Origin of the sequence: Bradyrhizobium sp. 137, from assembly GCF_023074095.1 — a bacterium.
In the GTDB taxonomy this organism is placed as follows: domain Bacteria; phylum Pseudomonadota; class Alphaproteobacteria; order Rhizobiales; family Xanthobacteraceae; genus Bradyrhizobium.
In genome coordinates this window covers 50,152-64,295 of sequence record NZ_JADPKU010000129.1, presented here as the reverse complement: position 1 = coordinate 64,295, position 14,144 = coordinate 50,152, and the positions used below count along the sequence as shown (strand labels likewise).

At 64.4% G+C, this 14,144-nt stretch carries 11 protein-coding genes; 5 read left to right on the top strand and 6 right to left on the bottom strand.

Features of this window, described 5'->3' with window-relative positions; all coding sequences use genetic code 11:
- Positions 1-24: 24 nt before the first annotated feature.
- The 4 genes from IVA78_RS32820 to IVA78_RS32805 all read right to left on the bottom strand — a co-directional run bounded on the left by IVA78_RS32820 (position 25) and on the right by IVA78_RS32805 (position 4,268).
- Complete coding sequence (locus tag IVA78_RS32820; RefSeq protein ID WP_247276847.1) at positions 25-1,227, bottom strand: ABC transporter substrate-binding protein; 1,203 nt, start codon at positions 1,225-1,227, stop codon at positions 25-27.
- A 78-nt stretch (positions 1,228-1,305) separates the two neighbouring features.
- Positions 1,306-1,890, bottom strand: a complete 585-nt coding sequence (locus tag IVA78_RS32815) for an amino acid synthesis family protein (RefSeq protein WP_247276846.1) — start codon at positions 1,888-1,890, stop codon at positions 1,306-1,308.
- A 27-nt stretch (positions 1,891-1,917) separates the two neighbouring features.
- Positions 1,918-2,814, bottom strand: a complete 897-nt coding sequence (locus IVA78_RS32810) for a UPF0280 family protein (protein WP_247276845.1) — start codon at positions 2,812-2,814, stop codon at positions 1,918-1,920.
- Complete coding sequence (locus IVA78_RS32805; protein WP_247276972.1) at positions 2,811-4,268, bottom strand: 6-hydroxynicotinate reductase; 1,458 nt, start codon at positions 4,266-4,268, stop codon at positions 2,811-2,813. Before IVA78_RS32805 ends, IVA78_RS32810 begins: the two co-directional genes overlap by 4 nt.
- 244 nt (positions 4,269-4,512) lie before the next feature.
- On the opposite strand from IVA78_RS32805, the gene IVA78_RS32800 reads away from it, so the two are divergent.
- The gene (locus IVA78_RS32800) at positions 4,513-4,995 is read left to right on the top strand and encodes a (2Fe-2S)-binding protein (RefSeq protein WP_247276844.1); all 483 of its coding nucleotides are present in this window, start codon (positions 4,513-4,515) and stop codon (positions 4,993-4,995) included.
- Positions 4,995-8,525 carry a molybdopterin cofactor-binding domain-containing protein gene (locus IVA78_RS32795; RefSeq protein ID WP_247276971.1) on the top strand — a complete coding sequence of 1,177 codons (3,531 nt, stop codon included), beginning with the start codon at positions 4,995-4,997 and terminating at the stop codon, positions 8,523-8,525. Before IVA78_RS32800 ends, IVA78_RS32795 begins: the two co-directional genes overlap by 1 nt.
- On the opposite strand, the gene IVA78_RS32790 is transcribed toward IVA78_RS32795, so the two are convergent.
- Positions 8,522-9,490: a catechol 2,3-dioxygenase gene (locus IVA78_RS32790; protein ID WP_247276843.1), complete on the bottom strand. Its 969-nt coding sequence runs from the start codon at positions 9,488-9,490 to the stop codon at positions 8,522-8,524. The two genes, IVA78_RS32795 and IVA78_RS32790, sit on opposite strands and share 4 nt — an antisense overlap.
- Positions 9,491-9,936: 446 nt before the next feature.
- Between IVA78_RS32790 and IVA78_RS32785 the strand changes: the two genes are divergently transcribed.
- The 3 genes from IVA78_RS32785 (at position 9,937) to IVA78_RS32775 (ending at position 12,989) form a co-directional block, all read left to right on the top strand.
- Complete coding sequence (locus IVA78_RS32785; protein ID WP_247276842.1) at positions 9,937-11,676, top strand: DUF87 domain-containing protein; 1,740 nt, start codon at positions 9,937-9,939, stop codon at positions 11,674-11,676.
- 223 nt (positions 11,677-11,899) lie between these two features.
- Positions 11,900-12,478 carry a peroxidase-related enzyme gene (locus IVA78_RS32780; protein ID WP_247469439.1) on the top strand — a complete coding sequence of 193 codons (579 nt, stop codon included), beginning with the start codon at positions 11,900-11,902 and terminating at the stop codon, positions 12,476-12,478.
- A 10-nt stretch (positions 12,479-12,488) separates the two neighbouring features.
- Positions 12,489-12,989, top strand: a complete 501-nt coding sequence (locus IVA78_RS32775; RefSeq protein ID WP_247276840.1) for an MgtC/SapB family protein — start codon at positions 12,489-12,491, stop codon at positions 12,987-12,989.
- 402 nt (positions 12,990-13,391) lie between these two features.
- Here the strand turns inward: IVA78_RS32775 and IVA78_RS32770 are convergent, their stop codons facing one another.
- Entirely contained in the window at positions 13,392-14,015 is a 624-nt protein-coding gene (locus IVA78_RS32770; protein ID WP_247276838.1) for a ParB-like protein, read from the bottom strand.
- Positions 14,016-14,144 lie beyond the last annotated feature (129 nt).

The following is a 14,144-nucleotide window of genomic DNA, read 5'->3' as shown; positions in this document are numbered from 1 at the left end:
CGGGGAGAGGGAGGGGAAAGATAATCAATCCTTCGGCCGCAGCTTCTCGACCTCGGCATCGGTGGGCAGATAGTCCGCGCCCTTCTTGTAGGACGAATCCACCATCACACCCTTGCCATCCTTCAGCGCGGTCTTGCCGACATAGGCACCGAGCGTCGATTGATGGTCGATCTTGCGGAAGGTGATCTCGCCGAAAGGCGATGGCATCGACAGGCCTTCGGCCGCGGCGATCAGCTTCTCCGGATCGGTCGAGCCGGCCTTCGCCAGGATTGCCGCTGCCGACTTGATGGTCTGATAACCGACGATCGAGCCGAGGCGCGGATAGTCGTTGTACTTGGCCTGGTAGGCCTTCAGGAACGCGTCGTGCTCTGGCGTCTTGATCGAGTACCAGGGATAGCCGGTGACGATCCAACCCTCCGGCGTCTCCTCCTTGAGCGGATCGAGATATTCCGGTTCGCCGGTCAGGAAGGAGACGACCTCCCGCCCCTTGAACAGGCCGCGGGTGTTGCCTTCGCGCACGAGCTTGACGAGGTCGGCGCCGAAGGTGACGTTGAGGATGGCTTCCGGATTGGCGGCGGCAACCGCCTGCACCACCGGACCTGCGTCGATCTTGCCCTGCGGCGGCCACTGTTCGTCGACCCACTGGATGTCCGGGCGCTTTTCCGACATCAGCTTCTTGAACACCGCGACGGCCGATTGGCCGTATTCGTAGTTCGGCGCGATCGTCGCCCAGCGTTTCGCCGGCAGCTTGCTGGCTGCCTCCACCAGCATCGCCGCCTGCATGTAGTTGGAGGGACGCAGGCGGAAGGTGTATTTGTTGCCCTTCGACCAGGTGATCGCGTCGGTCAGCGGCTCGGCCGCGAGGAAGAACACCTTCTTCTGGTTGGCGAAGTCGCTGACGGCGAGGCCGATGTTCGACAGGAACGTGCCCGCGAGCATCGCAACGCCCTCGCTCGAGACGAGCTCATTCGCAGCGGTCTGCGCATCCGCCGGCTTGCCGCCATCGTCCTTGGAGATGACGACGAGCTTCTTGCCGTTGATGCCACCGGCCGCGTTGATCTCCTCGGTGGCGAGCTGCCATCCCTTGCGATAAGGCTCGGTGAAGGCCGGCAACAGCGAATAGCTGTTGATCTCGCCGATCTTGATGTCCTGCGCCAGGGCCGAATGGGCCATGCCGCCGGCCAGAAGCGCGAAGGCCGCGCCGACAAAAACGTTTCTTGCTCGCATCCCAACCTCCAGTTTTGAACTTCTCTGCCTTTCGCAAACGATCTGATCGGAGAACCCGTGCCCGGTTCTCCGGACGCGCTATCTCAAACCGTCTTCGCCCTTGATCTCCGCAACCGTCAGCCCGCCGACGCGCGGCAGTGGACGGCCGCTGTCGGTGACGGCAACCGCGACCATGATTTCATTGGCCCGCGGTGCATCGTTGATCTGTACCTCCATGCCGTCGAAATGGCTGCGTACGAAAGCCGCGTCCTTGTGCCCCAGAGGGATATCGAGCGTCGTGCCCGGGCCGCTGCGTTTTTTCGACGACGGGATCAGCGCCGCGCCCTTGCCCAGCACTTTTCGCACCGGCGCACCCATCTTCGGATGAAGAATGGCGGCGGCGTGCTCCAGCTCGCCGTTCTCGCCGACGGCGGCGGCCTTGCCATAGCTCTGCACCTTTGCGCCATCGATCCCGAGCGCCGCCACCGCGCGCTTCGATAGCAGCTCGCCCAGCTCCTCGCCAATCGCGACGAGCGGCGAAAGGTCTTCGACATATTTCCCCGCAAAGGGATTCTCGATCACGGCGATCGCCGCGGCGCGCCGCGTCGGCGGCGACACCTGACGTCCCATCTCCATCTGGGTCTCTTCGAGGACGGTGACGATCTTGCGGATGATCGCGTTCATGATTGTTTCCTCAAGTAACTTCCCTGTTCAGGCATGAACCGCAGTCTCCAGCATAGGCGGGCGCGATCGTTGCCGTTCGATATCTTTTGGTCCGATGACAAGCATATCACCACAAAGCTGCAATACGGCACCCTCGATCAATTCGCGATCGAATAAATGCCGTGCACATTCCGCGCCAGATTCGAGCGCGGCCGCGATCTCATTGTGCGACAACTTGCCGACCTCGCGGGTGACAAGACGGGCCCCGAGATCGCTGTCAGGCTGAAGCTCGTTGGCGGGCTTGCGGATGATGGCCGGATGTCTCGGCAGATCCACCGCGTTGGCGATGATCGTGGCCGCCGCATCGGCCTGCGATGCCGTTGCAGCCAACACCGTCACCGCGTCGGCGATGCCGAGCGAAAAACTACGACCGTGGCGTCCGCTGGTCGCGATTCCGCGTACAGGGTCGGCCGAATCGACCCTCATGGTCCGCATCACGCCGGAGCCATCAGGGCGATCCATCAGACCGACAGAGAAATGCTCGCCTTCGCCAAGATGAAGCGCGAGGTCGCCGCCATTGTTGACGTAGGCTTGATTGAGTGTCGCGGCTCCGAGCATTGCGCCAAGGATCTCCTCCGCCACACTGCCAGCAACGGCGGCCATCGGCGTGACGAAGCAATCAGCCGCGTAGGGCGACACAGCGGCATGCATCCGCCGCGCGACCACGCCCTTCAGCGAAGTCCGCTCCTCAGCGGCCGTCCGCAGCTCCGGCAGTTCCGCGCAGAGCTCATCCAACAATCCGGTGAACCGCCACGCTGCAGCCTCATAGGCCGCGCGCACCTCGTCCGCAGGCCCCCTCGCCTCCACGATCAAATCAATCGGTCCATCCTGCAAATGCAGCCGCCGGCCGTCAGACAGGAATGCGATTTGCGGGCGCCGTGTCATGCCCGACGTCCCGGGATCGGGTTCTGCCAGGGCAATTGACGGACGTCGTCACCGCTCTGCACTTCGGAAAGCGGCTTCACATGATCCATGTGACCGCCGAGCGCGGCATAGTCCGACAGCATCATGGTGAACTCGATTGGCGCGACCAGCGCCGGCGTCGGCACGTAGCCAAACGCACCCGCCGGCATCTGCGTCACGTCGACCATGTAGGTGATGCCTCCGCCGGGCCAGACATAGACCGGCGCGCCGCCGCTGGTGACGCGCGTCAGTGCGTCCTTAACCGAGCGCGTCAGCCGCACCGGATTGTCGGTGACGCCGGCGCGCAACGAGCCGCCGGCACCCGCCATGAACAGCACCGTGCAGAGTGCCGGCTCGCAATTCTCCTGGATGCGCTCGACCGAAAACTTCAGGTCATCAGGCATCTCGGTCTCGACCGGCTTCAAAGCCTCGTCGAGGACATAATAGGACGAATGCTCGCCGGTGGTGGAGACCATCAGCATGGTCAGACCGGGCTTGGCTTGCTTGGCATCAAACGGCCCGAGAATCGAGAGCGGATCCGAGATGTTGGTGCCCCCCCAGCCCGTGCCGGGCTCGGCGACCTGGAAATAGCGGCCGGGCGTCGAACGCCGGCCCTTCATCTTGATGCCGGTATCGGCGATGTCGAGCAGCTTGCCGGCCTGATGTTCCGACAGCACGCCAGTGATGTGGTCATCGACCACGACGACCTCGTCGACCTTGCCATGCCACTGCTTGGCGAACATGCCGATCGTCGCCGAGCCGCAGCCGACCCGCATGCGCTCTTCCTTCACGCCGTTGACGATCGGCGGCTGGCCGGCCTGCACCACCACGGTCGCGCCGCCGTCGATGGTGAGCTCGACCGCCTTGCAATTGGCGAGATCCATCAGCGTGTCGCAGGTGACGCGCCCCTCTTTCTTGGAGCCGCCAGTGAGATGATGCACGCCGCCGAGCGAGAGCATCTGCGAGCCGTATTCGCTGGTGGTGACGTGGCCCACCGCCTCGCCTTGCGCGCGAACGGTCGCGGTCTCCGGCCCGAGATAGCGATCGGTGTCGATCTTCACCTTGACGCCGCAATAGGAGAAGATGCCCTCGGTGACCACAGTCACCATGTCGACGCCGTCGACCTCCGCGGAGACGATGAATGGCGCCGGCTTGTAGTCGGGATAGGTCGTGCCCGCGCCGATCGCCGTCACAAAGGTTGAAGGCTCGTGGACGATCTTGCCGTCCCAGTCTTCGGTCCGGCTGAACGGCACCAGCTTGCCGCCATGCGAGACGGTGCGCTCCAGGATCACGTGCGGATCGACGCGAACGAGCTTGCCGTCGTGGTTAGCGTAGCGGTCGCAAGCTCCCGCCGCACCCGGCTTGATATAACACATCACCGGACAGGCATCGCAGCGTATCTTGTCGATGGCAGCGCTCGTCGTTTCCATCACCATGTCAGAGCCAGCAGACACCGCGGTTATCATTCGTATACGAACGATGTTGCGCGCGGTCCCGATGGCTGTCAAGCGGCGGTGCGGCGCAAAAGGTGCACCTGCCGCATAAAAGCTCATATGCCTATCCGCCCTGTCCACAAAGGAGGCAGTCGCGCTGCAGTGCGGCATGACGGCTTGCACGTTTGTGTACAAACGGTATCGTCGCGACTTACAAATCGCGTGTTTACAGGGCTTGGGAACGAGGATGATGCAGACACCGATCCGCCTCACCGTGAACGGCAGGATCCACGAGGTCACTGCGGCGCGAGACACGCCGCTGCTCTACGTGCTGCGCAACGACCTCGCGCTCAACGGGCCGAAATATGGCTGCGGCCTCGGTGAATGCGGCACCTGTACTGTCCTGATCGACGGGGCCGCGGCACGCTCCTGCGTGATTCCCGTGAGTGGCTGCGATGGCCGCGACATCGTGACGCTCGAAGGCTTGGGCACGCGCGACAAGCCGGACATCGTGCAGCAGGCCTTCATCGACGAGCAGGCCGCGCAATGCGGCTACTGCCTCAACGGCATGATCATGACCACCAAGGCGCTGCTCGCGGTCAATCCGCGGCCGACCGAACAGCAAGCGCTGGCGGCACTGCGCTACAATCTCTGCCGCTGCGGCACGCATGTCGAAATCCTGCGCGCGGTGATGCGCGCCTCCGGCCAGCTCACCGAGGCCGCTGATTGATGGTCTCCTCCCATTCGAACGGAGCTGAGCGGCCATCCGGTTCGCTCGTCGTCTTGCGCACCGTGGACGAGGTCACAACCGAGACCTATGTCCGCATCACCGCGGACGGTTCGATCACAGCCTATAACGGCCATGTCGATCTCGGCACCGGCATCCGCACGGCGCTCGGCCAGATCGTCGCCGAAGAGTTGGACGTGTCCTTTGCGCGCGTCGTCATCGTGCTCGGCGATACCGCACTGGTGCCGAACCAGGGCGCGACGATCGCGAGCGAGACGATCCAGATCACGGCTGTGCCCTTGCGCAAGGCCGCAGCCCAGGCGCGGCACTTCTTGATCGCACGCGCGGCCGAGCGGCTCGAACTGCCGGCGGCCGAGCTTAAGATCGACGACGGTCTCGTGCGCGGGCCCGACAATCGCTGCGTCAGCTATGGCGAACTGATCGGCGGCGAGACGATCAGCCTGGAGCTTGCCGATGACGTCGTCGTCAAGGCGGTTGGCGATTATGCCATCGTCGGCCAGTCGGTGCCGCGGGTCGACCTGCCGGCCAAGGCCACGGGCGAGCTAACTTTCGTGCACGACATCCGCGTGCCCGGCATGCTGCACGGCCGCGTGGTGCGTCCGCCCTATGCCGGCGTCGATGCCGGTCCGTTCGTCGGCACCAGCCTGATCGCCCTCGACGAGGCGTCGGTGCGCGACATTCCCGGATTGGTTGCCGTCGTGCGCATCGGTGATTTCGTCGGCGTGGTCGCCGAGCGCGAGGAGAATGCGATCCGGGCGGCAGAGCAGCTCAAGGTGAGCTGGAAGCCGACACCCGCGCTGACCGATCTCGCTGATGTCGAGAGCGCGCTGCGCGCCAATCCATCGACGCCGCGCACGCTGATCGACAAGGGCGACGTCGACGCGGCGATATCGGGCGCGGCCAAGCCGATGCAGCGCACTTATGTCTGGCCGTATCAGATGCACGCCTCGATCGGCCCGTCCTGCGCGGTCGCCGACTTCCAGGATGGCAACATCCGCGTCTGGTCCGGCACGCAGAACCCGCACGTGCTGCGCAGCGATCTGGCGCTGCTGATCGAGCGTCCGGAGAGCGAGATCGAGGTGATCCGGCTGGAGGCCGCCGGCTGCTATGGCCGCAACTGCGCCGATGACGTCACGGCGGACGCCCTGCTGCTGTCGCGCGCGGTCGGCCGGGCCGTGCGCGTGCAGTTGACGCGCGAGCAGGAGCACGCCTGGGAACCCAAGGGCACCGCGCAGCTCATCGACGTCAATGGCGGCCTCGACGCCGGCGGCGGCATCGCTGCCTACGATCTCGCCACGCGCTACCCCTCGAACGCCGCGCCGACCCTGGCGCTGCTGCTGACCGGGCGGATCTCGCCCGAGCCCGCCGTGCTCCAGATGGGCGACCGCACCGCTATTCCGCCTTACGATTACGACCACATGCGCGTCGTCGCCCACGACATGCCGCCGATCGTGCGCGCGTCCTGGTTTCGCGGCGTCTCGGCGCTGCCGAACACCTTTGCACATGAATCCTATATCGATGAGGCCGCGACAGAGGCCGGCGTCGACCCGATCGAGTATCGCCTGCGCTACCTGAAGGATCAGCGCGCCGTTGACCTCGTCAATGCGGTCGCCGAGCGCGCAGGCTGGACGCCGCGACCGGTCCGCGAAGAGAAAGACGGCGAGATCGTGCACGGGCGTGGCTTTGCTTATGCGCTCTACGTCCACAGCAAGTTCCCCGGCTATGGCGCGGCGTGGTCGGCCTGGGTTGCAGACGTCGCGGTGAACAAAAGCACCGGCGACGTCAGCATCACGCGCGTGGTCGCCGGACAGGACTCCGGCCTGATGATCAATCCGGACGGCGTGCGTCACCAGATTCACGGCAACGTCATCCAGTCCACCAGCCGCGCGCTAATGGAGGAGGTCTCGTTCGAGCGCGGCGCGGTGGCAGCGCGCGAATGGGGGGCCTATCCGATCATCCCCTTCCCAGACGTGCCCAAGATCGACGTGCTGATGCTGCCGCGTCAGGACCAGCCGCCGCTCGGCGTCGGCGAATCTGCCTCAGTGCCGAGCGCGGCGGCGATCGCCAATGCGATCTTCGATGCCACCGGCGTGCGCTTTCGCGAGCCGCCATTCACGCCGGAACGCATTCTCAGGGGATTGCACGGCGATGCGGCGGCCGCGCCGCAGGCCCTGCCCGCGCCGGCCACCCCGCCGCCATCCCGCATCTGGGAGAATCCGTTCGCCCAACGCGCCGGTATCTTTGCGACGATCGCGGCCGTCTGCACCGCCGCGATCGGAGTCGGCGCGGCGCTGCTGCCGGGGCGCGCGATCGCACCCATCGCCCAACCCGACGCGTCGGTCTATTCCGCGGCAACGATCGCCCGCGGCGAACAACTCGCGGCGCTCGGCAATTGCGCGGAGTGCCATACGACGGTTCGAGGCGCGCTCAATGCCGGTGGCCGTGCGCTGGAAACGCCGTTCGGCACGATCTACTCGACCAACATCACGCCCGATGTCGAGACCGGCATCGGCGCCTGGTCCTACCCCGCCTTCGAGCGCGCGATGCGCGACGGGGTGCATCGCGACGGACGGCAGCTCTATCCTGCCTTCCCCTACACACATTTTTCGAAGACCAGCGAGGCCGACCTGCAGGCGCTCTATGCCTACCTGATGGCACAGCCTGCGGTGCGCGCGACACAGCCTGCCAACGCGCTCGCCTTCCCCTTCAATCTTCGGCCACTGCTCGCGGGATGGAACGCGCTGTTTCACGAGGCGGATGAATTCAAGCCCGATCCCGCGAAGTCTGAGCTTTGGAATCGCGGCGCCTATCTAGTCGAGAGTCTCGGCCATTGCAGCGCCTGCCATTCGCCGCGCAATGCACTCGGTGCCGAGCAGCGCCAGGCCTATCTCGCCGGAGGCTTTGCCGAAGGCTGGGAAGCTCCGGCCCTGACCTCGCTCTCCCGCGCACCTATTCCGTGGAACGAGGACGAACTCTTCGCTTACTTGCGCACTGGTCATTCGCGCTATCACGGCGTCGCGGCCGGCCCGATGGCGCCGATCGTCCGGGACCTCAAGGCCCTGTCCGATCAGGACATCCGCGCAATGGCGGTCTATCTCAATTCCTTCAATGACACCGCGAGCGACGGACAAATGCAAGACGCGCTCGCAACAAAACTCGAGAACGCGACGCAAGTCACTGTCGGCGCGTCCACGGGCGCGCGGCTCTATGTCGGCGCCTGCGCGGTCTGCCACGAGGTCGGCGGCCCGCCGCTGTTCGGCACCAGGCCCTCGCTCGCGCTCAACAGCAATCTGCATAGCGCGAGCTCGGACAATCTCGTGCAGGTGATCCTGCACGGCATTGCCGATCCGGTGTCGAGCGATCTCGGCTACATGCCCGCCTTCAAGGGCAGCCTGAGCGACGCGCAGGTCGAGGAGCTCGTCACCTTTCTGCGCAAGCAGTTCGCACCGGAGAAGCCGGCCTGGACCGGCGTGCGCGAGACGATCGCGCGCGCACGCGCATCCGCAAATTAGGCGTGCTTTTTGATCTCCACCGGCGGCGTGCCATGCGTGTGGAACGACTCGATCGTCTTCAGGCCCCAGGCCTGGCCCTTCTTGCGCTCCTCCTCGGTCCACACGATCGGCTTCCAGTCCGGCGCGAGGATGAGACGCGCGCCGGCGTTGGCGACCTCGACGCGGTTGCCGCCAGGCTCATAGACGTAGAGGAAGAAGGTCTGCTGGATCGCGTGCTTGTGCGGGCCAGTCTCGATGTGCACGCCGTTCTCCAGGAAAATGTCTGCAGCGCGCAAAATCTCCTCGCGGCTGTCGAGCGCGTAGGTGACGTGATGGAAGCGGCCGGGCGTGCCTGAATGGTCGAGCGAATAGGCGAAGTCGTAGCTCTTGTTCGACATCGTCAGCCACATCGCGGCTTCACGACCGTCGTTCAGCACGATCTGCTCGGTGAGACGGCAGCCGAGATAGTTCTCGAAGAACTCGCGGTTGGCCTTGATGTCGACGGCGAGGCAGTTGAGATGGTCGAGCCGGCGCACGTTGACGCCGCGGGCCGGAAAGCGCTGGGCCTGGTTCTTCAGTGCGGGCTTCAGCTCCGGCGGCGCCTGATACCATTCGGTCTCGTAATAGAGTTCGACGATGTGTCCATCAGGATCACGGCAGCGGAAGGTCGGCCCCTGCCCCATATCGCCGTCGATCCAGCCGATATCGAAGCCGGAGCCTTTCAGCGCGGCGACTCGGCGTTCCAAGGCCTGCTGACTGCGCGCGCGCAACGCCATGTGCTCCATGCCCGAGGTCTTCGAGGCCGTGAGCTTGAGCGAATAGCGCTCGTAATCGTCCCAACCGCGCAAGTAGACCGACTCGCCGTTCTGCCCGCTCACGGTCATGCCCATGACATCGACGAAGAACTTCAGGCTTTCATCAGGCTTCGGCGTCAAGAGCTCCATGTGGCCGAGATGGGCGAGATCGAGGATCGGTTCGGGCTGCATGCTTCCCTCCAAACGTCGCCGTCAGCGTTGGCTGCGATCCGCAGGACCGAATCCCGCAATCGGGCGTGAGACTGCGATGCGCCCACGCCATGGCGGACACTGAAGCCGTCGGTTCATTTGTACTAATGTACAAATCATTAGGTCTCGTCAACAAACCAAACATCTTCCAACGGGAGGGCGCGCCGCTCCCGGGAACAATTACTCCCGAACGGCGGAACCCTGACTGCCTCCAATGGTAAAGCCTTCCTTAACCGCCTTCGGCTCTCCTGAACCTCCCAATGTAGCTTTTTCCTGCCATTTCTTCTCTCAACGCGGATAGGAAGCCACCTTTCGGCCGGATTGCGGCGGATTTAACGAAGCGGCCGCGCCTGCGGCTTAACCGTTTGTGCAGCGACGGCTGCGCATAGTCCGGACCAAACCCGTTGCTCTTGCCAGGTTCATTCATTGTGACATCCTTTGGACGCGTGATTTCGGTTCGCGGATCGCTCGCCCGGGTCGGGCTTCTGGCGGAAAGCCGGATGCCGGTCTCGGAGGTTCGGGCGACCGTCGGCCGCTTCGTCAGTATCCGCTGCGCAAACTCGGTTATCGTCGCAATGATCACCGAGGTCTCCTGCGAAAACCTGTCGGCTAGCGACAATTACATTGCGATTGCCTCGGTCGACCTGCTTGGTGAGATCCTCAACGCCACCGACAAGCCGAAATTCCAGCGAGGCGTCACCAATTATCCAACCATCGGCGATGCCGTCGACCTGATCACGAGCCAGGAGTTGCGCACGATCTACGCGCCGATCGGGTCGGACCAGATCAATGTCGGCTTCCTCCAGCAGGACCGCTCGGTCGTCGCCTATGTCGACGTCGAGGAAATGCTGTCCAAGCACTTCGCGGTGCTGGGATCGACCGGCGTCGGCAAATCGACCGGCGTCTCGCTGCTGCTGAACGAGATCCTGAAGGCGCGTCCGAACCTGCGCATCTTCCTGCTCGACGTGCACAACGAATATGGCCGCTGCTTCGGCGATCGCGCGCTAGTGCTCAATCCGCGGAATCTAAAGCTGCCGTTCTGGCTGTTCAACTTCGAGGAAATCGTCGACGTGCTGTTCGGCGGCCGCGCGGGCGTGCCTGAGGAGCTCGACATTCTCGCCGAGGTGATCCCGATCGCGAAGGGCGTCTATACCCAGTACCAGAACGCCGACCGCATCGGTCTCAAGCGCATCGATCCCAAGCAGGTCGGCTACACCGCCGACACGCCAGTGCCGTATCGCCTGGTTGACTTGATCTCGCTGATCGACGAGCGCATGGGCAAGCTCGAGAACCGCTCGTCGCGCATCATCTATCACAAACTGATCTCGCGCATCGAGGCCGTCCGCAACGACCCGCGCTACGCCTTCATGTTCGACAACGCCAATGTTGGCGGCGACACCATGGCCGAGGTGATCAGCCATTTGTTCCGCCTGCCGGCCAACGGCAAACCGATGACGGTGATGCAGCTCGCCGGCTTCCCGGCCGAGGTCATCGATTCCGTCGTCTCGGTGCTTTGCCGCATGGCTTTCGACTTCGGCCTGTGGAGCGACGGCGTCTCGCCGCTGCTGTTCGTGTGCGAGGAAGCGCATCGCTACGCCTCCGCCGACCGCAACATCGGCTTCGGGCCGACCCGCAAGGCTGTTTCGCGCATTGCTAAAGAGGGCCGCAAATACGGCGTCTATCTCGGCCTCATCACCCAGCGCCCGGCCGAGCTCGACGCCACCATCATCTCCCAGTGCAACACGCTGTTCACGATGCGTCTCGCCAACGAGCGCGACCAAGCGCTGCTCCGCGCCGCCGTGTCGGACGCGGCCGCCAACCTGTTGTCCTTCGTGCCCTCGCTCGGCACCCGCGAAGTGCTGGCGTTCGGGGAAGGCGTCGCCCTGCCGACGCGGCTGCGCTTCAAGGAGGTGCCGCCGCATCAATTGCCGCGCGGCGAAGCCACCATCAGCAGCGTGCCCTCGGTCACCTCCGGTCACGACATGCATTTCGTCAGCGCCGTGCTCGAACGCTGGCGCGGCGCCACCTCGCAGCGCGACGTGCCAAACGATCCACTGTTCTCGGCCCCTCCCGCCAAGACGTTGTCCAGCCTCGAAGCGCCGATGCTGCAACCGTCGATGGGCCTCGATCCCGACCGCTTCTCGCTGCTGAAGAAGCCGTTGAGGTAAGGCCGCGCGTGTCCCGGACGCGCTACAGCGTGCAACGCTGCTGCGCAGGGCCGGGACCCACGCCACACGCACCGCACTCTCGGAAAGATGGGCCCCGGCTCTGCAGGGCACCGCTGGACAAGCGCTGCGCTGCGTCCGGGGCGCGCCCCACGGAATATGCAGCACGTTGAGACGGCCGCCCGCATCGACTATGTTTGCCGCCCCCAAGCCGGAGTCCGTGCAAATGACAAAGCCCGCGCAACGCTTCCCCGCCCCCGCCCTCGACACGCTGCCGGACGACATCCGCACGCGGCTCCTCGCCGTGCAGGAGAAGAGCGGCTTCGTGCCGAACGTGTTCTTGACGCTGGCCTATCGTCCCGACGAGTTTCGCGCCTTCTTCGCTTATCACGATGCACTGATGGAGAAGGACGGCGGCCTCACCACGGCCGAGCGCGAGATGATCGTGGTCGCGACCTCGGCGGCCAACCAATGCCAATATTGCGTGATCGCGCATGGCGCGATCCTGCGCATTCGAGCCAAGAATCCGCTCATCGCGGACCAGATCGCGATTAATTACCGCAAGGCCGACATCACGCCGCGGCAGAAGGCGATGCTCGAATTCGCGATGAAGGTCTCGGCCGAGGCGCAGCGGATTTCAGAGGACGATTTCGCAGCACTCGCGCCGCACGGCTTCAGCGACGACGACATCTGGGACATCGCTGCGATCTCCGCCTTCTTCGCACTTTCGAATCGGCTGGCGAATTTCACGGGCATGCGCCCGAACGAGGAGTTCTATCTGATGGGACGACTGCCGAAGAAGTGATCGACAGGCAATGACCGAGCTCGACTGGCCCGAAATCGTGCTGCGTCTCGGCAGCGCCACGCTTGCCGGCGGAGCGATCGGCCTGAACCGCGATCTGCAAGGTAAGCCGATCGGACTGAAGACGCTCGGCATCGTCGGGCTCTCCACCGCGGCCGTCGTGCTGCTCGCGGTCGAGTTCGCCGAGCCCGGCAGAATCACCGATGCGGCGAGCCGGGTGATCCAGGGCATCCTGACCGGGATCGGCTTCCTCGGTGCCGGCGTCATTGTCCACGAGAGCAAAGGTTTTCGCGTGAGCGGCCTGACCAGTGCGGCTTGCACGTTCCTCGCTGCCTGTCTGGGCATCGTCTGCGGCACCGGACAATGGAAGATCGTCGCAGCCGCGCTGGCGTTCGCCTTCGTTCTGCTGACGGTCGGCCGCCGCGTCGAGCGCTGGCTGCACCGGATGCTCGGTGGCCAGGAGGAACTGCTGCATGAAACAGCCTCCGAGCAGAAGCCTGAAAGCAGCGTTTAGGCGCTTTCGGCTCGCCGTGCGCTCGCCGCGCGCTCACCTTCCGCCGCAGGGTCCAGCGACTCCGTACGAGCAGGGGTCGCGGTGATGCATTGCGTGCGGCTACGAAGCGCTATGCCGCTAGCGCTTTGCCATCAACTCGAGTGCCGGAGCAAAGCGCTCGGCAAACGTCAACGTCAATGTCTTGGCATGGTGAACTGCCGCAAACGAGGCCGAAACCCCCGCTGACGCAAGGGCGAGCAGGGCAACAGCGAAAACCAGACGGCGCATTCTTGCCTCCCGTGTGAGCCCGATTGCCCCAAAGGATGGGACGGCTCTATTTCAGGACCGCTTCATGCGGGCGGAAAATGATTTCGCTCAAGAGGCTGTGATGAGGTCGGATTGCGGTGCAGTATCCATGTGCCCCTAATCCTCGTCCGCCGGCCCGCACCAGCCGGGCAGATAGATCGCATCCTTGCTTCTAGCCGAGGACATGGCCTTCTCGAGCGCCTTGTCGAAATCGGCATCGACCAGCTTGCGCGAGAGTTTTCGGCGCAGATAGTCGGCCCACAGGAATTCGGAGAATGGCGTCGTATCCTTGGCGAAGCCGCCGATGCGGCGGAGCTCGCCGGCGAGGCTGCGGAACGGGTCATCCTTGAGGTCGGCCACCGATTTCGGCAGGTCCCGGAACGGCCGCCTTTCGCCCTTGGCGTCGTAGGGATAGACCCAGCGCTTGTTGTCCAGGACGCCCCAGAACGCCTCGCGCTCGACCATTCTGAGGTCGCCGACGATGGTGACCAGCACCTCCTTGATGCCCTCGTCGTGCAATGCGCGGCCGAGATGATGATGATCGATCACGTAATAGCGCTGGTCCGGGCCGTAGACGACGGGGATCATGTGCTTGCCGAGCAGGTCGGCCTGCTTCTTCTTGTCGTGCTCGCGCCAGCGCTTGCGCTTCTCCTTGACCTCGCGCATGCCGACCGTCATCTGCGTCGGCCGCAGCGACAGGATGGGGACCGGGTGCACTCTCGGCTCGCGCGTATTTGTCATCTCGAACGGTCTCTCACTTGGTTGCGATTGGCGGAACAGGTTCCCTGGACTATGCCATCGCCCCAGCGACGGCAAAGGCGTTGGGCTGCACGCGCAGATCACAAGCCGATGTGGACGAGAGCACGCGTG